Origin of the sequence: Amycolatopsis sp. NBC_00438 (genome assembly GCF_036026695.1) — a bacterium.
GTDB lineage: Bacteria > Actinomycetota > Actinomycetes > Mycobacteriales > Pseudonocardiaceae > Amycolatopsis.
Genome location: NZ_CP107923.1, coordinates 6568702 through 6593180, shown reverse-complemented (window position 1 = coordinate 6593180; position 24479 = coordinate 6568702). Strand labels below are relative to the sequence as shown.

General features: G+C 67.7%; 23 protein-coding genes and 1 tRNA gene. 14 read left to right on the top strand and 10 right to left on the bottom strand.

Annotated features, from left to right (window positions below):
- Positions 1-62 precede the first annotated feature (62 nt).
- Together OG494_RS29470 and OG494_RS29465 are read right to left on the bottom strand one after the other, a co-directional pair.
- On the bottom strand, positions 63-386 hold the full coding sequence (locus tag OG494_RS29470; protein WP_328444194.1) for a hypothetical protein: 324 nt from the start codon (positions 384-386) through the stop codon (positions 63-65).
- A gap of 122 nt (positions 387-508) precedes the next feature.
- Complete coding sequence (locus OG494_RS29465; protein WP_328444192.1) at positions 509-793, bottom strand: LmrA/YxaF family transcription factor; 285 nt, start codon at positions 791-793, stop codon at positions 509-511.
- Between the two features lie 31 nt (positions 794-824).
- On the opposite strand from OG494_RS29465, the gene OG494_RS29460 reads away from it, so the two are divergent.
- From OG494_RS29460 to OG494_RS29435, 6 genes are all read left to right on the top strand, one after another.
- Positions 825-1286: a hypothetical protein gene (locus tag OG494_RS29460; RefSeq protein WP_328444190.1), complete on the top strand. Its 462-nt coding sequence runs from the start codon at positions 825-827 to the stop codon at positions 1284-1286.
- 74 nt (positions 1287-1360) lie between these two features.
- Positions 1361-1936 (top strand): DM13 domain-containing protein, encoded by a 576-nt coding sequence (locus OG494_RS29455; protein ID WP_328444188.1) that lies wholly within the window; start codon positions 1361-1363, stop codon positions 1934-1936.
- A 490-nt stretch (positions 1937-2426) separates the two neighbouring features.
- Entirely contained in the window at positions 2427-2735 is a 309-nt protein-coding gene (locus tag OG494_RS29450; protein ID WP_328444186.1) for a hypothetical protein, read from the top strand.
- Between the two features lie 631 nt (positions 2736-3366).
- Entirely contained in the window at positions 3367-4500 is a 1134-nt protein-coding gene (locus tag OG494_RS29445; protein WP_328444184.1) for an ABC transporter substrate-binding protein, read from the top strand.
- Between the two features lie 97 nt (positions 4501-4597).
- Entirely contained in the window at positions 4598-5764 is a 1167-nt protein-coding gene (locus OG494_RS29440) for a sensor histidine kinase (protein WP_328444182.1), read from the top strand.
- Positions 5761-6408: a response regulator transcription factor gene (locus OG494_RS29435; RefSeq protein WP_328444180.1), complete on the top strand. Its 648-nt coding sequence runs from the start codon at positions 5761-5763 to the stop codon at positions 6406-6408. The genes OG494_RS29440 and OG494_RS29435 overlap by 4 nt, the downstream gene beginning before the upstream one ends.
- Before the next feature lie 12 nt (positions 6409-6420).
- On the opposite strand, the gene OG494_RS29430 is transcribed toward OG494_RS29435, so the two are convergent.
- The 3 genes from OG494_RS29430 to OG494_RS29420 are packed head-to-tail and all read right to left on the bottom strand — an operon-like array spanning position 6421 to position 8275.
- Positions 6421-6828 carry a nuclear transport factor 2 family protein gene (locus tag OG494_RS29430; protein WP_328444178.1) on the bottom strand — a complete coding sequence of 136 codons (408 nt, stop codon included), beginning with the start codon at positions 6826-6828 and terminating at the stop codon, positions 6421-6423.
- On the bottom strand, positions 6819-7625 hold the full coding sequence (locus OG494_RS29425) for an MBL fold metallo-hydrolase (protein WP_328444176.1): 807 nt from the start codon (positions 7623-7625) through the stop codon (positions 6819-6821). The genes OG494_RS29430 and OG494_RS29425 overlap by 10 nt, the downstream gene beginning before the upstream one ends.
- A 20-nt stretch (positions 7626-7645) precedes the next feature.
- Positions 7646-8275 (bottom strand): DsbA family protein, encoded by a 630-nt coding sequence (locus OG494_RS29420; protein WP_328444174.1) that lies wholly within the window; start codon positions 8273-8275, stop codon positions 7646-7648.
- A 63-nt stretch (positions 8276-8338) separates the two neighbouring features.
- On the opposite strand from OG494_RS29420, the gene OG494_RS29415 reads away from it, so the two are divergent.
- The 3 genes from OG494_RS29415 (at position 8339) to OG494_RS29405 (ending at position 9927) form a co-directional block, all read left to right on the top strand.
- Positions 8339-9208 (top strand): helix-turn-helix domain-containing protein, encoded by an 870-nt coding sequence (locus tag OG494_RS29415; RefSeq protein ID WP_328444172.1) that lies wholly within the window; start codon positions 8339-8341, stop codon positions 9206-9208.
- A gap of 39 nt (positions 9209-9247) precedes the next feature.
- Positions 9248-9682: a hypothetical protein gene (locus tag OG494_RS29410; protein ID WP_328444170.1), complete on the top strand. Its 435-nt coding sequence runs from the start codon at positions 9248-9250 to the stop codon at positions 9680-9682.
- Positions 9683-9798: 116 nt separating this feature from the next.
- Positions 9799-9927 (top strand): hypothetical protein, encoded by a 129-nt coding sequence (locus tag OG494_RS29405; protein ID WP_328444168.1) that lies wholly within the window; start codon positions 9799-9801, stop codon positions 9925-9927.
- A 335-nt stretch (positions 9928-10262) separates the two neighbouring features.
- Here the strand turns inward: OG494_RS29405 and OG494_RS29400 are convergent, their stop codons facing one another.
- Positions 10263-12935 carry an RICIN domain-containing protein gene (locus tag OG494_RS29400; protein ID WP_328444166.1) on the bottom strand — a complete coding sequence of 891 codons (2673 nt, stop codon included), beginning with the start codon at positions 12933-12935 and terminating at the stop codon, positions 10263-10265.
- Positions 12936-13403: 468 nt separating this feature from the next.
- Here OG494_RS29400 and OG494_RS48470 point away from each other — a divergent pair, with 468 nt between their 5' ends.
- Together OG494_RS48470 and OG494_RS29395 are read left to right on the top strand one after the other, a co-directional pair.
- Positions 13404-13823 carry a hypothetical protein gene (locus OG494_RS48470; RefSeq protein ID WP_442874290.1) on the top strand — a complete coding sequence of 140 codons (420 nt, stop codon included), beginning with the start codon at positions 13404-13406 and terminating at the stop codon, positions 13821-13823.
- Positions 13798-14727: a tyrosine-type recombinase/integrase gene (locus OG494_RS29395; RefSeq protein WP_328444164.1), complete on the top strand. Its 930-nt coding sequence runs from the start codon at positions 13798-13800 to the stop codon at positions 14725-14727. The genes OG494_RS48470 and OG494_RS29395 overlap by 26 nt, the downstream gene beginning before the upstream one ends.
- A gap of 629 nt (positions 14728-15356) precedes the next feature.
- Here the strand turns inward: OG494_RS29395 and OG494_RS29390 are convergent.
- The 3 genes from OG494_RS29390 to OG494_RS29380 all read right to left on the bottom strand — a co-directional run bounded on the left by OG494_RS29390 (position 15357) and on the right by OG494_RS29380 (position 18524).
- Entirely contained in the window at positions 15357-16223 is an 867-nt protein-coding gene (locus OG494_RS29390) for a hypothetical protein (protein WP_328444162.1), read from the bottom strand.
- A gap of 438 nt (positions 16224-16661) precedes the next feature.
- Positions 16662-16859, bottom strand: coding sequence for a serine hydrolase domain-containing protein (locus OG494_RS29385; protein ID WP_328459057.1), 198 nt, complete (start codon positions 16857-16859; stop codon positions 16662-16664).
- Between the two features lie 861 nt (positions 16860-17720).
- Positions 17721-18524 (bottom strand): DUF4231 domain-containing protein, encoded by an 804-nt coding sequence (locus OG494_RS29380; protein ID WP_328444161.1) that lies wholly within the window; start codon positions 18522-18524, stop codon positions 17721-17723.
- 711 nt (positions 18525-19235) lie between these two features.
- On the opposite strand from OG494_RS29380, the gene OG494_RS29375 reads away from it, so the two are divergent.
- Complete coding sequence (locus tag OG494_RS29375) at positions 19236-20504, top strand: tyrosine-type recombinase/integrase (RefSeq protein WP_328444159.1); 1269 nt, start codon at positions 19236-19238, stop codon at positions 20502-20504.
- On the opposite strand, the gene OG494_RS29370 is transcribed toward OG494_RS29375, so the two are convergent.
- Positions 20496-20568 (bottom strand) — tRNA-Ala (locus OG494_RS29370). The genes OG494_RS29375 and OG494_RS29370 overlap by 9 nt on opposite strands.
- Before the next feature lie 280 nt (positions 20569-20848).
- On the opposite strand from OG494_RS29370, the gene OG494_RS29365 reads away from it, so the two are divergent.
- Positions 20849-23062, top strand: coding sequence for an RICIN domain-containing protein (locus tag OG494_RS29365; protein WP_328444157.1), 2214 nt, complete (start codon positions 20849-20851; stop codon positions 23060-23062).
- Positions 23063-23302: 240 nt separating this feature from the next.
- Positions 23303-24430, top strand: a complete 1128-nt coding sequence (locus OG494_RS29360; protein ID WP_328444155.1) for an ABC transporter substrate-binding protein — start codon at positions 23303-23305, stop codon at positions 24428-24430.
- Positions 24431-24479: the final 49 nt, after the last annotated feature.

The window sequence follows — 24479 nt, the reverse complement described above, 5'->3', positions numbered from 1 at the left end:
GATTACGCCATCGCGATCCGGCCGACGACGGCCGGGCTGACCGTAGAACGCCTCGGGTCGCTCTACCAACCGGGCGGGGTGAACCCGGGAGCGTCCCAGGAAAGCCCGTCGCCGGGACGGGTCTGGGGTTCTTTTCCCGCCTGCCACGCCCTGACGAAAAGCCGGGACCGCGCGTCGAGCCGATTCACGACGTCGAGCGGGACGGTGTCGAAGAACAATTGTGCTCCCGGTGCGGAAAATCCGGATTCCGAGAACACGGCCGTCGCCAGCGTCGGCGGCAGTTCCGACACCACCCGGTGGCCGCCCCGGCGAACCGCCGGCAGTGTCGAGTTGTAGAGATCTTCTTGTGTGACAACGATGATCGCCTCCCGGCCGACTTCGCTCACGGGACTTCTTTCCTCCTGGTGAACTCGGTGATCTGAGTAGGGCCACCGCTGCCATCAGTCGTGACATCGTCACCGTCGTGCTCCGGCTCTACCGGCAAGGCGCCGCGGCGATGCGTGGCGTTTCAGAGCAAGGCGTCGACCAGGGTTGCCGCCACCGACCGGACCACATCCCGATCCTGTCCGGCGGCGCTGTCCGGCTGCCCGTGGGCACGGGCCAGGAGCAGTGCCCCCTCCAGGGACACCAGGTAAGCCTCGGCCGCCGCACCGGTCCGGGTGGCGGGCATGCCCGCTTCGGCCAGCACGCCGGCCACCCAGTGCCGCTGATCGGCGAAGAACGCGACCGTCGCCTGCCGTACCTGGACGGGCAGGCTCTCCGCATCCACGGCGTGGTGGGCAGCGCTGCACATCGTTCTGCTCCCGGTCTTCCCGCTGCTGGCCGTGGCGCAGTGGCAGTTGCTGACCTCGGCGCCGCCGTGGCTTCGGTGGCCGGGGCGGCTGGCGGCGTTCGGTTTCGCGGCCTTCTACGGCGGGCTCGACGCCGTCGCGGGGGTCGCCGCGGGCACCGTGGTGCGCGTCCAGAACGGTGCCACGCCGGTCGTCGGTGCCGTGTTCGCCATCGGCGACCTGCTCGGCTATATCGGCTCGGGCTGCTTTCTCGCCGCCAACGTCCTGATTGTCGCCGCGGCCGTCGCGCGTGCGAGGTGGTGGGCGGCACCGGGTGCGGTGGTCCTCCTGCTCGCGAGTGTGTCCTTTCTCGACAGTCACATCTTCTGGCCGCGCGGCGTGTTCACGATGATCGGTGCCGCCCTTGGTATGTCCTTGTCGTCTCTCGCCGGCGAGCACGGTCCGGAACGATCTCCGGCACCGGTCCTCCCGGGTTCGTCCGTAAGGGATCGGTAACCGCGCGCCGGACACTGCTGGGCGATTTGTCCCGTTGAATGAGGTGTCAGCGGAACGATGTGGAGGAGTACGAGATGAATCGCACGCGGCGCCTGCTCGCCCGGCCTTGGGTCGTCGGTGTCCTGGTGGCGGGCCTGGTCGCGGTCGCGGCGGGCTTGTTCTGGTTCCAGCCGTGGCAGCTGTGGGTGGACGAGACGGTGCAGGAGTCCCTGCCGGCCGCCGCGCCGACGGCACAACCCTCTGCTGTGACGTCGCAGCCCTCTGCGTCGCAGCCCTCGCCACCGGCTACGCCGGCCGAACTCGCGACCGGGACGCTGATCAGCCACGAGCACCCGACTACGGGCACCGTCCGGGTCCTGCGGGCAGCCGACGGAGCACTCGTGCTGCGCTTGGAGAACCTCGAGACCAGCAGCGGCCCGGACGTGCACGTCTGGCTCACCGACGCGCCGGTGAAACCGGGCAAGGACGGCTGGGACGTGTTCGACGACGGCAAGTACCTCGACGCAGGCAAGCTCAAGGGCAACAAGGGAAACCAGAACTACCCACTGCCCGCGGGGACCGACCTGGCCGGCTACGCCAGCGTGAGCCTTTGGTGTGACCGCTTCGACGTGTCCTTCGGTGCGGCCGAACTGACCGGTCCGCGAGTCTGAAACCGCTTGTCGCGCTCACTGTGTCGCTCCCCGGTCCGGGTTCGCCGAAGCATGCGCGGCCGAAAGGTCATGATCACGACGACCTGGGGCCGCCGACAGGGCCGCGAAGGTGATGACGGCCCACCGGTTCTCGCCCACGGCGCCGGCCGTGTGGTCCGACGGTCCCACCTGTGAGCCGGACTGGACAACCTCCGCCATCGGGCCGAACCGATCTGCACGCATCTCAGCGCGACTGTATGACGGGTCATTCGCCACCTCGGATCCATCCCGATGATCACCGGCATCCAATTCTCCCTGCCTCGACGCGTCGAGGTCTGTTCTGCTCGAAGTAGCGGTGCCTTCCTTGCTGACATCGGGTGTTCGCCACGGGCAAGAGCCACGCCAATGCCACCGGCGGGCAGCCGCAATGTGGGAGCGACTCACCGAGCACCTGGACCAGAGACTGGCCGGACCCGGTCCTGCGGCCCAGTCTCAAGTAGCCGATGAGCGGGTGACATCAGGGAAGGGCCGCAAGACCGATCCCGTCGACGCGCACTCCGTCGCCACGGCGGCGTTGCGCGCACCGAACCTGGTCCGAGTCCAGGCCGATCCTGAGCTGGTCGTACTGGGCATACTCGTCGATCGCCGTGACGAGCTCGGCCGCGCCAGGACCCAGACGCCAACCGCTTCCACCCGGTTGCTGCTGGAGCTGTTTCCCGGCGGCGCGAAGAAGTTCCTGTCCGCGGCTCAGGCTCGTGGCGACGGTCAATCCGCGAGACATCGTGGGCAAGACCAAGGCGGCCGGGGAGGATCTTCGTGAGCTCACTCGAACAGATGCTTTCCGGATGATCATTTCGTTCCTGTATCGAACGAACTCGTGCGTTGCTGTCCATGCCTGCGATACTGCTGCGCCCGGGCGGCCCGCAAGAGAAGAGACGTCGCCGCCAGCGAGACAGCCACCACGACCACGACTTTTCGAACCGCCCGGCACTTCTCCAGCCCACGCCGTGAGCCGTTCATGGATCCACCGCTTCAGCCGGTTGTCATCGGCCTTGCCAAAGGTTTCCGCGTCGCGCGCGGTGAGCGTGGCGACAATGCCGCCGACCTCGTCGGCTCGCGCGAATGCCGGATGGGTTGTCCAGGGCGTGCAGGCTGTGCTCGAGTGCTACCGGCCGGCCCGAGCTGGCTCTATCGCTGTACGTCTTTGGGCAGAGCGTGCAGGTTGCAAGAGTCACTCATTCCCGCGGACGGTGACATGGCCAACGTCGCGAGCGGGCCTCGGTGCCGTGCGGAATCGGCCGTTCAATCGTTCGGTTGAACGCAGCTTCCCTCTTCAGCGCGCCTGATCGCTCCGTCCGTACGATGCGATGGCCGGCTCGATCGCACCACAATGACGGTGGCCCACGGCGCCTGGGCATCGCACGTTCCCCAAGTAGAGAGGTTTCCTCGACGTGGCCACCTTCCTGAGCAGACGAAGTGTCCTTGCCGCCGGGGCGGGCGCCGCGATCGGCGTCGGCGTGGGTGCCACCGCGGCGTCAGCTTCGCCCGCGTCGCCATCAGGCGGCGGCCCCGAGGAGACCCGGACGCTCGACGAGCTCTACCGGGCCGCGCTGGCGGAGGGCGGCAAGCTCGTCATCTACGCCGGCGGCGACACCCCGACCCAGCAGGACGCGACCAAGGCGGCCTTCAAGGCCCGCTTCCCGGGCATCGACCTGACGCTGATCGTCGACTACAGCAAGTACCACGACGTGCGGGTCGACAACCAGTTCGCCACCGGCACCCTCGTCCCGGACCTCGTGCAGCTCCAGACCGTGCAGGACTTCGTGCGCTGGAAGGAACAGGGGCGCCTGCTGGGCTACAAGCCCGCCGGGTTCTCGAAGGTCCACGACGCGTTCAAGGACCGCCAGGGTGCCTGGGTCGCGGTTTCGGCGCTCGCCTTCAGCTTCATGTACGGGACGTCGGCGGTCGGGTCGGCAGCGCCGCGCACCCCGCTCGACCTCGTCGACCCGAAGTGGCAGGGGAAGATCGCGTCGTCGTACCCCCACGACGACGACGCCGTCCTCTACCTCTACACGCGCTACGTCCAGGCCTACGGCTGGGGCTGGGTGGCGAAGCTGGCCACCCAGGGCGTGCGGTTCGCGCGCGGCAGCAACACACCGGGCGAAGCGGTGATGGCCGGACAGGCCGCGATCGGCATCGGCGGCGCGGGCTCGCTGACCTCGCCCGCGTCGGCGCCCGTGCGGTTCGTGGTCGCCGACGGGCACCCGTTCATGGCCTGGGGCCAGCGGGCCGCGATCTTCAAGCAGGCCAAGAACCCGACCGCCGCCAAGCTCTACCTGAACTGGCAGCTGTCGCTCACGCAGCAGCAGGCGTCCTTCAACGGCTGGTCGGTCCGCACGGACGTCACGCCGCCGGCCGGGCTGAAGCCGATCTGGGAGTACCCGAACGCCGACCTGGGCGGATTCCCCCGCTTCATGGCCGACCGCGCCGAGGTGGAGCGGTGGAAGCAGACCTTCGCGCTGTACTTCGGCGAGGTCAAGGGCGACCCCACGCCCGGCTGGCCCGGACTGCACCCGGGCGCCTGACTTGACGTGAGCCACAACTTGACGTGCGCCACACCGGCATCGGCTAAGCTCCTGGACGGCACTGTCCTAATTGGATTATCCGTCCAGGGGGTTCGCCGTGTCCGACCATTCGCCGTCGTCGGCACGCGGAAGCCGACTCCTGTGGCAGCTGCCACACCTCGTGTTCTTCGTCGTCGTCGGTGCCGCGATGGTCCGGCTGGTCAGCCTGAACATTCCCCTGTGCTGGGAAATCGTCACCGTCAGTTCGGTGCTGGCCGTGGTGTACGCGGCCGGTCTCGCGCTGTGGTCCACGATGGGCGTCCGCGTCCGGTACTTCTGGGTCGCGGCCCTGCTCCTGTTGTGGACGGTCCTGGTCGCGCTGACCCCGCCGTTCCTGACCGTCGCCTACGTCTGGTGCGCCGTGCCGCTGGCCTGGGCGGTGCTGCGGGCGCTCGGACGCCGTGGCGCGACGGTCGCGGTGGCCGTGATCACCGTCGTGCTGGTCGGTCAGCTGACCGAGTCCGCAGGCCGGTTCGACCCGGAGATCGCGCTGATCCCCGTCGCGGCCGTCTGGGGCACCGTGGCCCTGTACCGGGCGCTGGAGCGGGAGCAGCGCCGGGCGGGTGTGCTGGAGGAGCGCATGCGCCTCGCGCGTGACCTGCACGACACGCTGGCCCAGGAACTGGCCGGCAGCGTGATGCTGCTGCAGGCGGCGGAGCGGAGCTGGGACGAGCCGGATGTCGCGCGGACCCGCGTTCGCGTGGTCACCGACCGGCTGAGCACGGGTCTCGCCGAGACACGGCGGATCATCGGGGGCCTTACCCCTTCTCCCCTCGAGGACGCCGGGCTCGGGGGTGCCCTGCGGCTGCTGTGCGACCGCGCCCGGCAGGACGGCACCGCGGCGCGCGTGCGGTTCCGCTCGGTCGGCGGCCCTGGCCCCGACCTCGGCGAACAAGCCGCCACCGCCCTGTTCCGGGTGGCACAGGGCGCCCTGGCCAACGTCCGCGAGCACGCGCACGCCACCACCCTGCTGGTGACCCTGCACCACCACCCGGACCACGTCGAACTGGACGTGCGCGACGACGGTGTCGGCTTCGATCCCGCCGAGCCGTCGGGTCCGGGCCGGGGCGTCGGCCTGCCGTCGGCGCGGGCGCGGCTTCGCGAGTTCGGCGGTGACCTCGAGGTCGACACCGCTCCGGGCCGGGGCACGCGGATCCGGGTCACCGTCCCCGGTCGCCTGCGGTCCGGCCCGGTCGTGCCGGTGACCTCCACGGCGGTCCGATGATGACGTCTCCGCTGCGCCTGCTGATCGCCGACGACCACGCGGTCGTGCGGGCCGGACTACGAGCCCTGCTCGACGGTGAGCCGGATCTCGAGGTGATCGCGGAAGCGGGCAGCGGCGAGGAGGCGGTGCTCCTCGCCGCCGAGCTGGCCCCCGACGTCGTGCTGATGGACCTGCGCTTCGCGGGCACGGACGGCGTCATCGACGGAGCCGAGGCCGTCCGCCGGCTGACCACCAAGGCTGCCGGCACGGCCGTGGTGATGCTGACCAGCTACTCCGGCCGCGCCGACGTCGTCCGCGCGCTGGAGGCCGGCGCCCGCGGCTACGTGCTCAAGGCGGGGCCGCCCGAGGAGCTCTTCCTGGCCGTGCGCGAGGCCGCCGCCGGCCGCATCGGCCTCGCGTCGGAGGTTGTCGGGCATCTCGTCGGCCAGGTGGTCAGCCCGCCGCCGGAGCTGAGCGAACGGGAGCGAGAAGTCGTCCGGTTGCTGGCCGACGGGCACAGCAACCGCTCCATCGCGGAATCCCTGTACCTCAGCGAAGCGACCGTCAAGACGCACCTGGTGCGGATCTACCGGAAACTGGGCGCCGACAACCGGGCGGCGGCCGTCTCCGAAGCGGTACGCCGGGGGCTGCTGGAACTCACCTGAGCGGCGAGCGGGTTACGCGGTGGCCGCATCGCGGACCAGGGCGGTGTCGACGAACTGTTCGAACCGGACGATCAGCCCGCCGCGCACCGTGAAGTGGTGGGCCACCCGGACGTTCAGCGGTTTGCCGGTCGCCTTGTGGCCGGCGGTGTAGCGGGCGAGGACGACGACGTTCTCGCCGTCGGCGACGTAGGTGTCGTCGTGGGCGGTCCAGTTTTCCCAGTCGTGTGCCAGTTTCTCCATGACGCCGCTCGTCACGCCGTCGGGAGTGCGGTAGGTGCCGGCGAGCGGGAACCCGGCCATCTCCGTCCACTCGACGTCCGGGGCCAGGGTCGCCCGGAGGGCGCCGAGGTCGCCGGCGGCGGAGGCGAGGTACTGCCGCCGGACGACGGCTACGGGTGTGGTGTCCTCGGTCAGCCCCATGTCATTTCGCCCTTCGCGACCTTGGTGCCGATCGACGCGGCGATCTTCAGTCCGGCATCCGGGTAGGCGGCCAGCAGCCGCTCCTCGGCCGCGGTGGCGTCGCCGGCCTCGGCGACGGTTTTCTCGAAGAACCGCAGGTACTCGCCGGTGTGCCGGATCGCCGTCGGGTCGGTCGGCGCGTCGGCGACCCGGTGGCCGGCCACGACGAAGGCAGGCTCGAGCGCTTCGAGGTCGTCGAGGACGCGGAGCCATTCCGCGCGCTGTTCGGTGGTCGCGCTGTCGGCGGTCCACACGTGCAGGCCTTCGAACAGCAGCACTCCGCCGAGCAGCGCGCGTCCCGCCGGCTCGAAGACGTACCAGGCGCGGTCGCCCAGCGCCGTGCTGCCGCGCCGGACATCGAGGCCGACACCGTCCACAGTGACCGACGGCGCGGTCAGCGGCGCGATGTCGACCAGCCGGGTGGGCAGGTTGGCGCCCAGGTGCGCCCACGCGGCCAGCTTCTTGTCGTAGGTGTCGCGGATGTGCTCGATGACGTCGGCCGGTGCCAGGAACACCGCCTCGGGGAAGGCGTCGGCGATGACCTCGGCGCCGAAGTAGAAGTCCGGGTCGCCGGCGGTGATCAGCACCGTGGTGAGCCGCTTGCCGGAGTCGAGGGCCGCAGCGACGATCCGGTGCCCGTCGGCCCGGGTGAAGGCCGCGTCCACGACGAGGGCTTCCGTCTCGCCGGTGACCAGCACGCTGGTCTTGTTCAGCGAGGTGTCGGCCGCGTCGATGATCTGGTAGGTCAGGGGGCTCATGGCCAGGTCCTTTCGGAGGGTCATTCGGAAACAGCGGTGAGGTGGCGGTCGAGGGCGTCGGACAGGTGGGCGGCGGTGGCAGCCGGGCTCCCCAGCCGGATCACGCCGGTCTCGGTGTGCAGCAGCAGCGTCGGGTAGGCGGTGACGCCGAGCCGGGCGGCGCGGGTGAAGTCCTGCGAGGCCGAGGCACCCGAGGTGGCGTATCCGGTCAGCACGGCGTCGGCGTCCAGGTCCAGCTGTTCGGCGAGGTGCCGGTAGGTGCCGGCTTCGGAGAGGCTGAGCCCGTCGACGTAGAACGCGCGTTGCATGGCTTCGGCGGCTTCGAGGGCTCGGTCGGGGGCGAGGGTCCGCAGCGCGGCGAAGCCGGTGGCGGCGGCCGTGGAATCCATCATGAACCGGCCGTCGGCGACGAGGGCGCGGTAGCCGGGGCCGAACTCGGCGCCGGTCAGCTCGGTGATGCGGGCGTTGGCGTCGGCGACGTAAGGCGTGGTGCCGATCGGCGCGACGCGGCCGCCGGTGAACAGGCCGCCGCTGACGACGTCGAGCTCGATCCGCCCGGCGTTGGCGCCGGCGAACCCGGCCACGGCCGGGCCGAAGCCGTGGCACCAGCCGCAGTAGGCGTCGAACACATAGGTCAATTTCACTGCCATGACCACAGGCTAGGAGCGCAACCAGGTCTTTTCACGGTCGTCGTGTGACCTATCATGGTGAAAATGGGACAGAACATCCGGCCGGTCCGGTACGAGCCGCCGCCGGGGGTGACCGGCGAGATCGAGCTCACCTCGCTGGCGCGCATGCGGGCCCGGGGCGGTCCGCGCGAGTTCGTCGCCCCGCAGCGGCTCGATTTCGACCTCCTGATCAGGGTCGAAGCGGGCCGCGCCGTGCACACCGTCGACTTCACCGGTTATCCGCTCGCGCCCGGCGACCTGATGTGGGTGCGCGCCGGTCAGGTGCAGCAGTGGGGCGTCATCGACGCCATCGAGGGCCCGGTGTTCCTGTTCACCCCGCCGGCGATCGACACCGGCACCTGGGAGCTGATCCGGTCCGCGGGGGTGGCCACCCCCAACCACTGGGCCGCCGCGACGGTCTCGGGGACCCCCGCATCGACCGCACTGGCCACCGCGCTCGCCACCGCCGCAGCGGTGGGGACGAGGCTTCGGGACGCCGCGCTCGCCCGGGTGCTGGCCGCGGTGCTGCTCCTGCTCGTGATGGCCGTCCCGGAAGGCAGCGGCCGCCGCCCGCCTACCCACCAGGCGTTCGTGTGGTTCCGCGACGAGGTGGAGAAGAGTTTCCGCTCCCGGCACAAGGTCGCCGAGTACGCCGCCCGGCTGGGCTACTCCACCCGCACTCTCAACCGGCTCGCCCGCGAGAACACCGGCCTGTCCGCCAAACAGCTCGTCGACGAGCGCATCGTGCTCGAAGCCAAACGCCTCCTCGCCCACGGGCCTGACCCGGTGGCCCGGATCGCCGCCGAACTCGGCTTCGACGATTCGTCCAACTTCTCCAAGTACTTCCACCAGCGCGCCGGAACTACCCCGGCCGCCTTCCGCGACCGCGTCAGGCCACAGGCGGAAACCGGGTGAAGCGGCGGCCGGTCAGTTCGGCATTCCGCCGGTGAAATCATGGTGGTCCGGAGGCCGGGCAACCCGTCGCTGTTCCTCGTGCTGCTGCCGGTCCTGGTGCTCCCGCGTTCGCGGACCACGGGGGTGCTCACGCTGGTCTTGGTGGTGTGGGCGCCGCTGTGCGCCGGGCCGGCCCGGTACCGGGAGGCGCTCGCCGCCGCGGGCTCGATCGACGACGAACGCGCCTACTACCAAGCGTGGACCGGCCGCGAGCACCCGACGGATGCCGCGGACTTCACGCCGAGGCAGCGGAACCTTCAAGACGCGGTGACCTCCGGTCGGCGGGTGCTGATCTACCAGGGACCGCACGACGAGATCATCACCGCCCCGTTGCGCGCGGACCTGCCGGGGAAGGCAGCGGTGCTCGGCGTGTACCTCGGCACGGTCGGCATGCTGGCACCCGTAGACGTCGGGATCGTCGACTTCTGGGGCTGAGCAACCCGATCGGCGCCCGGTTCGCCTTTCCAGTAGGCAAACCCGGTCATGCGAAACCGCTGAGCAACGCTTGGCTCGTCGCCGACTACGCGGCCCCGGAGGCACCGGTCTCGCCCGTGGGCAACTTCGCCTTCCGCGACGAGGTCACGCCCGCGCAGGTGGCCGCCGCCCGGCACGCACTCGACTGCGGCGACCTCGCGGATCGGTTCCGGACGCGAAGAAACCCCTCCGACCTGCCGAAATGACCTGATCGAAGGGGTTCTGCGAGAGAGTGGAGCTAAGGGGACTCGAACCCCTGACCTCTCACTGCCAGTGAGGGTCGATCATGGTCCTGACCTGCGGCGATTGAGAGGAATGGCCGCGCTCGCATCGAACATCCAGAGCAGCCGGGCGAGGCGGTTCACTGTGTTCACCGCGGTGGTCTGCCGGCCCGTACCGATGGAAGCGGAGACAAGGTGCTCGGTGGTGGTCGCTTGCCGACGTTCGGAGTTGACGTCTCGCCGCCGCCCCTGGCCGCAGGGCCGAGCGGCCAGGGGTAGCGGTCGACGCCGCGGCAACAGGCGAGAACCGGGTCGTCCGGTCAGGCCCGGTTCAGTTGCCACTGCTGGTTGGCCCCGCCGTTGGCGGTCCACTGCACGACCTGCGCCCCGTCGCTCGTCGCCGCACCGGAGACGTCCGCCGCCAGTCCGCTGTCGTGGCTGATGATGGTGTAGTAGCCGTTGCCGGTGGACCGCAGATACCACATCTGGTTGGTGCCGCCGTTGGCCGTCCACTGCTGCAGTTGCAGTCCGGCCGTGCTGCTGCTGCCGTTGACGTCGAGCACCTTTCCACTCGGGACGTACTGGAGGGTGTAGGAGCCGTCGGAGGTCGTGGCGATGGTCCAGGTGGCGGTGCCGCTCTGCTGGACCACCTTGGCACCGTCCGCGGTGGAGTTTCCCGCGACAGCGAGCGGCTTGCCGCTGTTGCGGTTGACGATGCGGTAGGTGCCCGGTGCGGGTCCGTCTCCGCCGCTTCCGGCGAGGTTGAAGTACTCCACCGCGTCGGTGAAGACGGGGCTGCCGGACTTCGTGGTCGACAGCTGCAGGTACACGCGGTTGCCGGTGGCCGGGGTGGTGAAGGACACCGGCTGGGTGACCCGCGAGCCGAGCGGGACGGTCAGGGTCGTGCTTCCGGACGCGACGACCGCGCCGTCCGGTGCGTCGAGCCGCGCCGTCCAGGTGAAGCCCACCGACGTGTCGGCGAAGTCGTCGTTGAAGACGGTGATGCTGCGGGTGACCGCGGCGTTGCGGGCGTAGTTGGGCACGGCCTGCGGCAGAGGGAAGGTGCCGTTGGAGTCCGAGGCGCCGGAGGCGGACCAGAACGGGAGGTCGACCGCGGCCACCGGGTTGAACGCCGCCTGCACGCGCTGGATCTGCGGGTTGCTCCAGGGGGCCGGGAGGTTGTCCGCGCCGTAGATCGGGTGACCGCCCTCCTCCGGGGTGAAGTCGGAGGTCCGCACTCCGGGCACGACGCTGGCCCAGGCGGACAGCAGCGTGTACGGACGCAGGTCGGTGGCGTTCTTACCGCGCTTGGCCAGGGTTGCCGTGGCGAACCACTCGAAGCCCTGCTTGTTGTTGCATGCCGGCCAGATGTACTCGCCCTCGCCGTCGGGCCGCCCGTTCACGGTTTTCAGGCCCTCTCCGTACCTGCCGAAGCCGTCGACGTAGTGCGGGATCACCGCGAAGTTGGCGTACGTCATCCCGGGATACCCGTTGAGATTCCCGTCGACGCCCACCTCGGCAATGACCGGCCGGGTGCCGTCGTTGCCGTTGATCGCCGCGTACAGGTCCTTCTCGAACTGTTCGGAATCCTGGCCGCTCTGGTTCGGTTCGTTGACCTGACTCCAGCGGATGACCGCGGGGTGGTTGCGGTCGCGCAGGACCAGCGCACGGGCGTGGTTGACCATGTTGTCGTGCCCGGCGATCCAGTCCTGCTTGCCGGAGGAGCCGCGAATCGCGGTCTCGTCGATGATCATCAGGCCCATCTCGTCGGCGACGTCCACCATGTACGGGCTCGCGGGCTCCTGGTGGATGCGGACCACGTTGTAGTTGAGCCGCTGGTAGTTGTCGACCGCCTGCGGCCAGCCGCCGTTGCCGGGCGACGGGGGCAGGAAGCCGGGCAGGGTGTCGTAGGCGTCGCCCTTGCCGCCGTTGTTGATCCGGTCGTAGTCGGCGCCCTGGAGGTTGTCGCCGCGGAAGTTCACGCGCACGCCGTTGAGGTAGTAGTAGTCACCGTTCTGGGTGGTCTCCCGGAACCCGAACCGGTACGTGGCGTCGCTGGTGTGCCCGTCATCGGCGACGGCATGCACCGCCAGCCCGTGCAGTTGCGCCCGGTACCCCGGCCGGTACGGCACGTTGGGCCACCAGTACGAGGTGCTGTCGAGGTTCCACGCGACCGGCCCGACGGTCACGGTCACGGTCGAGTTGGCCGCCACGGTGACCGTACGGCTGGGCAGTTCCGGGTAGCTGAAAGCCGTTCCGCTGTTGGACGACAGCGACCCGGTCAACGTCACCGACCGGGAACTGCCCGACGTGTTGCGCACCGACACGTCGTAGCTCAACGTCTTGTTCGCCACCGACGTACGCACGAATGTGTCGCTGACGTACACCGCCGGGTACGTTCGCAGGAACGCGGACCGGAAGATCCCCTGGGGGACCGCCTCGGACCAGTCGGCGGCGTCGGGCACCAGGTACCGGCCGTTGGATGCCTTCAACGCGCCGCGGCCCTTCACGGCGACGCTGATCGTGTGGGTGCTACCGGGGGCCGCGTAGGCGGAGATGTCGAAATTCGACGGCGTGAACGACGTGGTCTGCGTCGCCACCACCCGGCCGTCGACCGACAGCGTCGCCTGGTGATTGACCGCCCCGAACTCGATCCACGTCGACTGCGGCTGATCCGAGTCGGGCACGGTGATGGTGCGCGAGTACACCGCCTCGTTCACGTCGGTGAAGCCCTGCTTGTACCAGCCGCCGCCGGGCACGGTGATCGACGTCGCCCCTCGCCCCGTCGGCGTGAAACTCCACGTCCCGGCCAGGTCGACCGAGGCGATCGCGGCGGCGCCGGCAGCTGCGGCCGCGGGGGCCGGTTGTGTTGCGACGGCCGGCTGTGCTGCGGCGGCGGGTTGTACCGTGTCGATGATCGCGAGGAGCGTGGCGCCGGCCAGCGCTGCGCGGGCGAAGCGCTGGGACAGCGTGCGAGGGCTGTTCTGACGCATCAAGAAATCCCTTTCGCGGGTGTCGCGTCTACGGGGATACACCGATCATCGGACCCATCGTCACTACCCGCCGGGGCGCCAAAATGGCGAGGTCCACTATGGACTCATCTACCGGCTCCATGCGCGCGGAGCAAGGCATCTGTCGGTAAGTCGTCCTGTCGAATCGGTTCGACAGGACGATAAGCGGGGTCGACTCGTGGTGTCAAACATGTCTATGGCCTGCGGCGAAAGAAGAGCGCGATCCCGTGAAACTTTCAAAGAGAGCGCAATCCCGGGAACCTTTCCAGGGCTGCAACTGGGTGCCCCGCCGTCGGCGGTCCACTGGATGACCTGCTCTCCGTCGTTACGTGAGCTGGACATCGCGGGCGATGGTCGGCCTGCTGCGTTCTCGCGGCTGCGAGGCGACGTTGGAGACATCTGCGCCGGGAACTCCACCGTTGGGGCCAGCGCCTCGTTGGTCATCCAGGTGTGGAGGTCGTTGTGGCGTGGGTGGAGCAGTGCGGCAACAGGTCGTGGCGCGTGAGATATCGAGGGCAAGGTTTCGGCGTTCGGTCGGTGTCCGGATTTGGCTCGCGGCGTGGGGCTACGGCCTACGCCGCTGGGTTGGAGGTGGATCGGCGCCGGCGGGTGTGGATCGATCCGGCCGACAGCGCGGTCACGGTGGCTGAGTGGGTGGCGCGGTGGTTCCTCTCGCTGGATCTGGATCCGCGGACGATCGAGAGCTATCGCAGCCGGTTGCGGTGTCACATCCTGCCGAAGTTCGGCGACCTGCCGTTGGGTGGGTGTGACCGAGTGGGTCCGGGAGCTGGAACGAGCGGGGTACGCCCCGTCGACGGTAACTGCACAGCTGAATCTTTTGTCGATGTTGCTGACCGATGCGGCCGCTGAGGGGCTGATTCCGTTCAACCCGGTGCGCCGGGGCCGGCGGTCACGACTCGCCGTGCCGGAGCGGATCTGGGCGACGCCGGAGCAGATAGTGCGGATCGCCGAGCAGGCCGGTGTCCTCGGTGGGCCGATCGCGCGGCTGCTGGTGATCACTGCGGCGTGGACCGGGTGCCGTTGGGGCGAGTTGGCCGGTCTGCACCAGGACAACGTCGATCTCCGACGTGGCGTGATCGTGATCGATCCGCTGGTGGGTGCGCTGCATGAGTCGGGGTCGATGCGATGGCTGGGCCCGCCGAAGACCCGGGCCTCGGCGCGGACGATCGCGTTGCCGCCGTTCCTGGTCGCGCTGCTGCGCGAGCACCTCGCCCGGCACCGGTACGAGTTCGTGTTCACGACGCCGAGCGGGACGTGGTTGTGGCGCTCGACGTTCCTGCGGCGCGTATTCCGTCCCGCGGTCGACGGCAGCGACGCCTCCGGGGCGAAGGCGGGCTGCGCGGCGGTCCGGCCGGGGTTGACGTTCCACGGGCTGCGGCACAGCCACAAGACGTGGCTGATCGCGGGCGGCGCACCGGAGATCGCCCAGGCCCGCCGGCTCGGGCATCACCTGGACATTCGGGTGGTGGAGACCTACTCCCACGTCGCCCCGGAGGTCGAGCAGCGGCTGCTCGACGATCTCGAGCGTCGCTGGCAGACCGCGGCCCCGCCACCACCGACACCATCACCGAGTGTGGTCGACAGTAGGCGGGTGGCGGTGGTTGTCCCCCTCTTCGTCACGGTGGGGGTCACCGGTCGGCCGGGCCCGCGAACAGCAGGAACACCGCGCCGACGCCATATCGAGGGTGGGGCCAGTGCTCAAGTTCTGCCCCACCAGGAGCATAAGATCACGCCGCAAGCCGATCACCGATGATCGAACCCGGACGCAGAAAACCCCTCCGGCCAGCTACAACGGCTGAAACGAAGGGGTTCCTTACGATGTGGAGCTAAGGGGACTCGAACCCCTGACCCCCTCACTGCCAGTGTGGGCCGATCATGGTCCTGACCTGCGGCGATAGAGAATCTCCTAGTCGAATGATGCTCTTCGGTGTCGTTGCTGGCAACAGTGTGTTGTTGACTGCAGTTGTAACAGGGGGTTTGCCCCAGCTGTGCCCCAGTGAAATTCGTGAGAGGACTGCTCCGCGCGCGTGTCGAACATCTGGCGCATCCGGCAGGCGACGTGGGCTTGGATCCAGCCGATCAGAATCAGCCCGGGCCGCGTCGTGCAGTCGGAGCAACGTCATGAGCGACCTTGGTTAACGAGCCCGCATCGAGTCGAGGTGCCACTACTGAGGGTGGCTAACCAGAGCGCACCTTATGCGGCATAGGCGGATGGTCGCGAGTTGAGCGGGACTCGGGTGGTCACGCGGTGCCGCAAGGGCCGCCTGGGCGTAAAAATTGCGAACAAGACTTATGAAACACGCCTTAAGGTTCCATCGGACCTAGACATCACGCCGCGATCAGGGCTTCAGTACTCTGAACTCGGCCCGCGTTTGCAGCAGGCTACCAGGTGCCGAGGTCTAATCGCGCCTTGTCTTTTGGTACGACGAACACGGGCCGAGGCGAATCAGGGGTCAGTCCGCGAGGTGCAAGTAGATAGTCGTCTCCGCTGCGGATCAGTAGGACCAAACCTGTATAACGGTAATGAAATTCGCTTCCTTCGTCGGTCAGTCGCACGACTTTGACTCCGGCCCCGGCAATACTGAGCCGCTCTTTCGTGTGTAACGCCACAGTTGGTTGATCCTGCGCCGTAGCGAGAAATTGCTGTCCCTGCTGGACTCCTAAACGCTCCGCATAGGACATGATGATCATGAGTGTGCCTACGGCACACAGCACCACCAGCGCCGAGGCGCGTACACCACGTGATCGTCCGCCCTCGTGAGTTTTGTCTGCAGAGCTCTGGTCGGCATAACCCAGGGCGGCGGAGCTCGCTGCCAATACGTAGGGCAACCAGTAAGGCGGCGCACCGCCTTGGGATACGACGGCGATAGTCGTTGCGGCAGCAGTAGCCAATCCGAGCCAACCCACGGATCGTATCGCGATCAGCGCTCGACGGATACGGCCACGGCCCTTGTCGGTACTAGGTGTCCGCACCACGAACCGACGGTGCAGGGCACTGGCCACAACGATGATGAAGCCCAAAAGCAATATCGTCGGCAAGAGCACGATGAAGCCGCGATACACGTAGGTAGCTGGGTTGAGGCTGAGCATGCTCACGTTGACGTTTAGCGTCCGATACGTGGCATCGGTGCGAATCCACCCGAAGAAATAGAGTAACGCCGTTCCCACGGCGACGTCCAGGACGATCGCGGGTGCACGGGACCACCACGCGGTAGTAGCCGCTCCAGTAGAGGTCAAGGACATGTCCACCAGCCACATCCCCAGCCGGGGGGCGGTTGGACAGTCGGTGGTGCTGTACTGGTCTGAGATGGCTGGGTAGTGGTCGGGCCTGGATCGGGAGGTCTGGGACTTGGCGGCGTGTTGAGTGAAGCTGATGTCATCGGCAAGGTAGGTGCTGCGGCTTGCGTCGAAGAAGCTGGGCTCTGATTCTGAACGACGGAACTGGGATTTGGTTTGTCGACCGTGGTTCTGGTCGTGGTCACTGAGGTCGCAACGGGGGAGATCCCTGTATCGCCGCCCACTGGAAGCGGTTTTCGTGGTGTAGGGCCCTGTGGAACAGTGCATCCTGCATTTACTGCAGTGGTAAGCATGGCTAATAGGACGATAACTGCTCGGGTCGTCATCATATCTCCCTGGAAGCGAAGAGCGTCAGGATAGTGAAGTCCTGCAATTGAAGCTAGGGGCGCGCTACACGCCGGGCAGGTAGCGCTGCGCCGGCTCGTCGAGTTGGACGCGGTGTTCCTGGAGCAGCTGGAAGAGCAGGACGGCGGTGAACACCTTGGTGACACTGTCGATCCGGAAGGTGCCGGCCGACCGGACTGGGGCGCCGGTGGCGATGTCGTGGACCCCCGACGTGCCGGACCACTGGCCGCCTGATCCGGTGATCCGGACCAGCGCGCCGGTGGGCCGCGGGCTGGGGCATGTCGGCGATCGTTGCTTTCAGCGCGGTGTCGTTGATCGGCGGGATGCCAACCGCGAAAGCCAGCACAGTCGTGAGCGCGATGGCTGCTGCGGTGATCGCAGTCAGAGCTGTTTCTCCTGCCGCGAGCCTTTCAGTGTCGACGACGACGGGTACATCGCGGACATCCAGATCCGGCGCGGGGACCTGTCTCGGGTGCTCCGCGACGACGCCCGCAACTGCGCCGAGTACATCTTCGGCGACCGGATCGCCGAGCTCACCCAGGACGTGGACTAGGTCGACGTGGCCTTCGCGGGCGGCGACCGGCGGCGCTCGACCTGGTCAGAGCCGACGGGCCGCATTCGGCGCTGCGATCGATGGTTCGGGCCGCACGAGCGGTTCCTCCGCTACTTAGGGGTGCGCGTCTCGTGTGGGCGGCCGAGGTCGGCTCGGAGTGAGGCGCCTGTTCGTGGCCAGTGATCTCTTGACGACGGTTGTGGAAGTGCAGGCGCGCACCGACGTGTCATTCACCACTGAATAGCAGGAACGGGCGCCCTCCTGATCGCTGATGCCTTGGCGTGGGCGCACGTGCCGGACCTCCCGAATTCACCGCTGGCCACGGCGGTGGGCGTGATCTGTACCGCGGTCTTGCGGGCGCTGGCTTCGCCCCCGGATGGCAGTAAGTCCGAAACCATCGGCGGGCACTCGCGCACTTGTCGCTCGCGAGGGCAGCAGGCTTGTAGCTCGCCACGACGAACTTAACCTGCTGCGCCCGCACCGTCCCCCACCGCGTGACACCTTCTCCGTCTGGACGATGTGAACCCGAGTCGCGGGCGCGGCAGGATCGACTACTGTTTTTCCTCGGGCGAGGAGCTTTGTTCCAGCTGTAGTTCGCGTTTACGTTGCTCCTCCTTCAACGCCTCAACCTTCTGCGCGTAGATCTTGAGAGCCTTATCTTCGTCGGGGATGTCGTAGTCGCCAACGCGGAGGTCGACGGCGTTGTATTCCTTCTCAATCGCGTCGGCGGTCTGTTGCTGGTTGAACCCGCGTTCACGGAACTTGAAATAGCCGGTAAACCCGGCCGAGATACTCACCAATGCCGCGATACTAGCACCACCCCAGCGCAGTATCGGTTCGGTGAGGCCCGCGCTGGTCAGGCTGGTCACCACGATCGAACCCACGATGATGATTGCTTGGAATAGGTTGTGGACTCGGCGGTTTCTGGTTGCCTTGCGCCGGTAGACGTCGATGTCACGCCAGGATAGAGCCCTGTACACCCGCAGCGACTTCTTGGCCTCGCGGGAAATGGCGGAAACCAGCAACATATGTTTGTGCTCGCGCTCGGACAGTTGATAGGCTTCATCAGCGATGTCCGGCCGGTTCCGCAGGATCAGCCATGCGGCCGCAGTCGTCGATGCCGCACCCGCGATCAGACCTACGTAGCTGAACGGCGTCCGGTTGGTGATCCAGAATCCGTAAGCGGTGGCCCCGCCGAGTCCAATTGTTACGATCAGACTGCCGATGAGCCAGACATAGCGAAGCCGCTGCCTGACTTTCGCTTCCCGCAGCGCGCTTTGCTGTTGCGAGACTCCATGCGCTGCCTCGCGTTCCCTGTCGTCGCTGCCGGTTTCCGACAATGGCTGCTCCGTCACCCGAATTCCCCTCGAACAGTAAACACAGCGTAGTCGGGTCGATACCCTATTTGGGGGTGAGTGGGCCATGCCAGAGGATTCGACAAGACAGCCCGGATGGACTAGCGGACGGCAGCATCGAGGATGCAGCTACTACACTCCGTGATCATCATTGCTCCGTTGGAGATTCCCGATGCCTACGCATCTACCTCCTCGCCCAAAGATGCTGGACCAGCTGGCTCATTGTCGCGACGCCTATAGCAGCAACCAAGTTCGACATCACATGAGTGCGCGGCCTTTGCTAAACGTCAGGGGAATTGTCTTCACTGGCACGCTCATCGGCCACGAGAGTGCATTTATCGGTGGTCTGTGGCTGCGAGTTTCTTCGCCGACCATTCAGCGGCCGGTTACGCCCGTCTCTGGGAACTAGGACACCTTCCGGAACGTGAACTGGACATCGCGGGCGATGGTCGGTTGGCCAGCTGCGTTCTCGCAGCTGCGGGGCGACGTTGGAGGCATCTGCGCTGGGGAACTCCACCGCTGGGGCCAACGCCTCGTTGGTCTCATCCAGGTGTGGAGGTCGTTGTGGCGTGGGTGGAGCAGTGCGGCAACAGGTCGTGGCGCGTGAGATATCGACGGCAAGGTTCCGGCGTTCGGTCAGTGCCCGGATTTGGTTCGCGGCGTGATGCTGTGGCTTATGCGTCCGGGTTGGAGGTGGATCGGCGTCGGCGGGTGTGGATCGATCCGGCGGATAGTGCGATCACGGTGGCCGAGTGGGTGGCGCGGTGGTTCCGGTCGCTGGATCTGGATCCGCGGACGATCGAGAGCTATCGGAGCCGGCTGCGGTGTCACATCCTCCCGAAGTTCGGGGACACGTCGTTGGGTGCGATCACGGCGCTGGGGGTGACCGAGTGGGCTCGGGAGCTGGAGCGAGCGGGGTACGCCCCGTCTACGGTGAGTGCGCAGCTGAACCTGCTGTCAATGCTGCTGACCGACGCCGCCGACGAGCGGCTGATCCCGTTCAACCCGGTACGTCGGCGGAGGCGTCGTGGCAGGCGGTCACGACGGGCAGTACCGGAGCGGATGTGGGCGACGCCGGAGCAGGCGGTGCGGATCGCTAAGCAGGCCGGTCTGCTCGGCGGCCCGATTGCACGGCTGCTGGTCATCACCGCGGCCTGGACCGGCTGCCGCTGGGGCGAACTCGCCGGACTCCGTCGCGACAATGTCGACCTCCGACGTGGCGTGATCGTGATCGATCCGCTGGTGGGTGCGCTGCACGAGTCGGGGTCGATGCGGTGGCTGGGTCCGCCGAAGACCCGGGCCTCCGCGCGGGCGATCGTGTTGCCGCCGTTCCTGGTCGCGCTGCTACGCGCGCATCTCGCGCGGCACCGGTATGAGTTCGTGTTCACCACGCCGAGCGGGACGTGGTTGTGGCGCTCCACGTTCCTGCGGCGGGTCTTCCGCCCGGCGGTCGACGGCAGCGAGGTGTCCGGGACAAAGGCGGGCTGCGCGGCGGTCCGACCGGGGTTGACTTTCCACGGGTTGCGGCACAGTCACAAGACCTGGCTGATCGCGGGCGGCGCACCGGAGATCGCGCAGGCCCGCAGGCTCGGTCATCATCTGGACAACCGGGTGATCGAGACCTATTCCCACGTCGCCCCGGAGGTCGAGCAGCGGCTGCTCGACGATCTCGAGCGCCGCTGGCACACGGCGGCCCCGCCACCACCGACACCGTCTCCGAGTGTGGTCGACGGTGGGCGAATGGCGCCGGTTGTCCCCCTCTTCGCCACGGTGGGGGTCACCCGTTGGCCGGGCCCAGGAGCAGCCGAAAGACCGCGCCGACGGTCGGCCGGGGCTGGGGCGGTGCTCCAGTTCTGCCCCAGCAGTAGCACAAGATCGCGCCGCAAGCCGATCACCGAAGATCGAATCCGGAATGCAGAAAACCCCTCCGACCAGCCAGGAAGGCTGAAACGAAGGGGTTCTGCGAGAGAGTGGAGCTAAGGGGACTCGAACCCCTGACCCCCTCACTGCCAGTGAGGTGCGCTACCAGCTGCGCCATAGCCCCGAGGCGAAGGTGAACTCCGCATCTCGTATGTCCATACACTACACGCCGCCCAGAGGCCCCTGACGCGGGGGTGCCCGCATGGTCACCAACTCGGGCACAACCTTGTGACCTGCAGTTTTAGGACTTATTTTTAGGCGTGTATTGACTCCCGGTGTGTCCGCCGTTACATTTTCGGCGGTTGTGACGCCGAGGTCCCCGCCCGTTACGCCGCGTCTTCACCGGGCATGCCTCTGCCGTTTCCTGCTCGAAGAACGCCGCCTGTGCGGCAGAGGAGGTTTCGATGAAGAGTCCGGTGCGACGGCGGGTGATGACGGTGCTCTCGGCAGCGTCCGCCCTGGTCGCGGGCTTGCTCACCGTCGTAGCGGCGGCGCCGGCGGCTCAGGCCGCGATCACCCCTGACGGGTGGTACACGGTCGCCGCCGTGAACAGTGGGAAGTGTGTTGATGCTCGGGCTGCCGCGAGTACGAACGGCACCGTCGTGCAGCAGTACAGCTGCAATCAAAGCGCTTCCCAGGAGTGGCAGTTCCAGTCGACCGGGGACGGCTACTTCCGCGTCAACACCCGGAACAACGCCGCCGCGGCCTGGGACGTCACCGATGTCTCGACCGCCGATGGCGGGCTCGTGCAGCTGTGGAGCTACTCGAACGGCCTCAACCAGCAGTGGCAGGCCGTCGACGAGGGCAGCGGGCGGTACCACTTCGTGAACCGCAACAGCGGGAAGTGCCTCGACGTGCCGGGCGCCTCCACCGCCGACTCCGTCCAGCTTCAGCAGTACTCCTGTAACAACACCAGTGCGCAGTCGTTCACACTTACCCCCGTGGGTGGCACTACTCCTCCGACCTCCGGGCAGCCGGACCTCGGCCCGAACGTGGTGATCTTCGACCCGTCCATGTCGAGCTCCAGCATCCAGAGCCGGCTCAACGGCATCTTCGGCCAGCAGGAACGCAACCAGTTCGGCAGCCAGCGCTACGCCGTGATGTTCAAGCCGGGCACGTACTCCAACGACGTGAACGTCGGCTTCTACACGCAGGTGCTGGGTCTCGGGCTGAGCCCGGACGCCGTGACGATCAACGGCGCCGTGCACGTCGAGGCCGACTGGTTCCCGCCGCAGAACGCGACGCAGAACTTCTGGCGTGGCGCCGAGAACCTGTCCGTCAACCCGACCGGCGGCGCCGACCGGTGGGCGGTCAGCCAGGCCGCGCCGTACCGCCGCATGCACGTCCGCGGTGACCTGCAGCTCGACGACGGCGGCTGGGCCAGTGGCGGCTGGATTTCCGACTCGAAGATCGACGGCCAGGTCCGCTCCGGCTCGCAGCAGCAGTGGATCTCGCGCAACTCGCAGTTCGGCAGCTGGAACGGTTCGAACTGGAACATGGTCTTCGCCGGCGTCCAGGGCGCTCCCTCGAACACCTTCCCGTCGCCGCCCTACACCACCGTCGCCTCGACGCCGGTCGTGCGCGAGAAGCCGTTCCTCTACATCGACAACGCCGGCAACTACCAGGTGTTCGTCCCCGGCGTGAAGACCAACGCGGCCGGCACGAGCTGGGCGAACGGCGCCGCGCCGGGCACTTCGCTGCCGATCGACCAGTTCTACATCGCCAAGCCCGGCGCGACCGCCGCGGACATGAACGCCGCGCTGGCCGCCGGGAAGAACCTGCTGGTGACGCCCGGTGTCTACCACCTCAACCAGGCGCTGCACGTGACCCGGCCCGACACCGTCGTGCTCGGCCTCGGCATCGCGACCCTGGTGCCGGACGGCGGCGTCACCGCGATGAACGTCGACGACGTCAACGGCGTGAAGGTGGCCGGCCTGCTGATCGACGCCGGTACGACCAACTCGAACACGCTCATGCAGGTCGGTGCGGCCGGCTCGACCGCCGACCACTCGGCCGACCCGACGTCGCTGCACGACGTGTTCTTCCGGATCGGCGGCCCGGCCGTCGGCAAGGCGACCAACAGCCTGGTGGTGAACAGCAACAACGTGATCGGCGACCACATGTGGATCTGGCGCGCCGACCACGCCGACAACGGCAACAACGTCGGCTGGACCACCAACACCGCCGACAACGGGCTCACGGTCAACGGCAACAACGTGACGATGTACGGCCTGTTCGTCGAGCACTACCAGAAGACGCAGGTCGTCTGGAACGGCAACGGTGGCCGGACGTACTTCTTCCAGAACGAGATGCCGTACGACGTGCCGAACCAGGCGGGCTGGATGAACGGCTCCACGAAGGGCTACTCCGCGTACAAGGTGGGCCCGAACGTGACGAGTCACGAGGCGTGGGGGCTGGGCAGCTACTGCTACTTCAGCACCAACCCCTCGGTCGCCAGCGCGCACGCCTTCGAGGCGCCGAACACCGCGGGTGTCAAGTTCCACGACATGGTGACCGTCTCGCTGAACTACCAGGGGACGATCACGCACGTCATCAACACCACCGGTGACACGACGCCGACCGGGACCAAGCCGGTCAACCTGGTGAGTTACCCCTGATCAACCGGCGTGCGTCGTGGTGGCGGCCGCGGCGCACGCCGGTCCTCATTTTCCGTAACGGAAGTCCTCACGCGAAATCCGTCGGCCGGGTTAACGGGCAACCGCCGAACGGGCGAAAAGTCTGATTACAGAGCGTGCATGCGTACGGTAGTACATATTTACCGGGAAGTTATGGATTGTTCACCTTGCTCGGGGAGCGTTCGCTCGCACAGCCACCCCGGGTATCGGAGGACGTAGCAAGTGAACAGACGTTTCGCGGCGCTCACCGCGGCGGTCGCCGCAGGTGCCCTGGTACTCACCGCCTGTGGCGGATCTTCCGACAGCAAGGACTCCGGTGCCGCCGGCACCGCCAAGTCGGCCGCCGACCTCGGCGGGCTCGACAAGCTCGTCGAGGCGGCGAAGAAGGAAGGCACCCTCAACGTCATCGCCCTCCCGCACGACTGGGCGAACTACGGCGAGGTCCTCGACGCCTTCAAGAAGAAGTACGGCCTCAAGGTCACCGAGGCCAACCCCGAGGGCTCGAGCCAGGACGAGGTCAACGCCGTCAAGCAGCTCAAGGGCCAGGACCGCGCGCCCGACGTGCTCGACCTCGGCGGTGCCTTCGCGCTGACGGCGGCCAAGGACGGCCTGCTCGCCCCCTACAAGGTCGCGACCTTCGCCGACGTCCCGGACAACCAGAAGGACGCCGACGGCCAGTGGGTCAACGACTACGGCGGCTACATCTCCATCGGTTACGACGCCAAGAAGGTGCCGAACCCGCCGAAGTCCTTCGCCGACCTGAAGAAGCCGGAGTACGCGGGCAAGATCGCGCTCAACGGCGACCCGACGAAGGCGGGCGCGGCGTTCGCCGGCGTGTACGCCGCGGCGCTGGCCAACGGCGGTTCGTTCGCCGACATCAAGCCCGGCATCACCTACTTCGGTGACCTCAAGAAGTCCGGCAACTTCATCCCGGTGCAGTCGAGCGCGGCGACCGTCGAAAGCGGCCAGACGCCGATCACGCTCGACTGGGACTACCTGCAGGCCGGCTACGCCAAGAAGCTCGAGGGCAAGGTCGACTGGAAGGTCGCGGTCCCGGCCGACGGCGTCTACTCGAACTTCTACTGCCAGGCGATCAGCAAGACCGCCCCGCACCCGGCCGCCGCGCGGCTGTGGCAGGAGTTCCTGTTCTCCGACGAGGGCCAGAACCTTTTCCTGAAGGGCCTTTCGCGCCCAGCGCGGCTGCCGAAGATGGAGACGGCGGGCACCGCGGACAAGACCTCGCTCGCGGCCCTGCCGCAGATCCCCGGCGAGACGAAGTTCCCGAGCAACGACCAGATCGACGCGGCCAAGAAGGTCGTCGCGGACGAGTGGGCGAAGGCCGTCGGCTGACGTGACGGCCGAAACCCTCACCACGGCGGCAGGCGCTGGGTCGCCTGCC

Bases quoted from the DNA above. Each gene is read 5' to 3' on its own strand.
- OG494_RS29400 (WP_328444166.1), bottom strand. From the start codon at position 12,935: ATGCGTCAGAACAGCCCTCGCACGCTGTCCCAGCGCTTCGCCCGCGCA.
- OG494_RS29435 (WP_328444180.1), top strand. From the start codon at position 5,761: ATGATGACGTCTCCGCTGCGCCTGCTGATCGCCGACGACCACGCGGTC.
- OG494_RS29395 (WP_328444164.1), top strand. From the start codon at position 13,798: ATGTTGCTGACCGATGCGGCCGCTGAGGGGCTGATTCCGTTCAACCCG.
- OG494_RS29425 (WP_328444176.1), bottom strand. From the start codon at position 7,625: ATGAGCCCCCTGACCTACCAGATCATCGACGCGGCCGACACCTCGCTG.
- OG494_RS29410 (WP_328444170.1), top strand. From the start codon at position 9,248: ATGGTGGTCCGGAGGCCGGGCAACCCGTCGCTGTTCCTCGTGCTGCTG.
- OG494_RS29430 (WP_328444178.1), bottom strand. From the start codon at position 6,828: ATGGGGCTGACCGAGGACACCACACCCGTAGCCGTCGTCCGGCGGCAG.
- OG494_RS29415 (WP_328444172.1), top strand. From the start codon at position 8,339: ATGGGACAGAACATCCGGCCGGTCCGGTACGAGCCGCCGCCGGGGGTG.
- OG494_RS29420 (WP_328444174.1), bottom strand. From the start codon at position 8,275: ATGGCAGTGAAATTGACCTATGTGTTCGACGCCTACTGCGGCTGGTGC.
- OG494_RS29465 (WP_328444192.1), bottom strand. From the start codon at position 793: ATGTGCAGCGCTGCCCACCACGCCGTGGATGCGGAGAGCCTGCCCGTC.
- OG494_RS29365 (WP_328444157.1), top strand. From the start codon at position 20,849: ATGAAGAGTCCGGTGCGACGGCGGGTGATGACGGTGCTCTCGGCAGCG.
- OG494_RS29455 (WP_328444188.1), top strand. From the start codon at position 1,361: ATGAATCGCACGCGGCGCCTGCTCGCCCGGCCTTGGGTCGTCGGTGTC.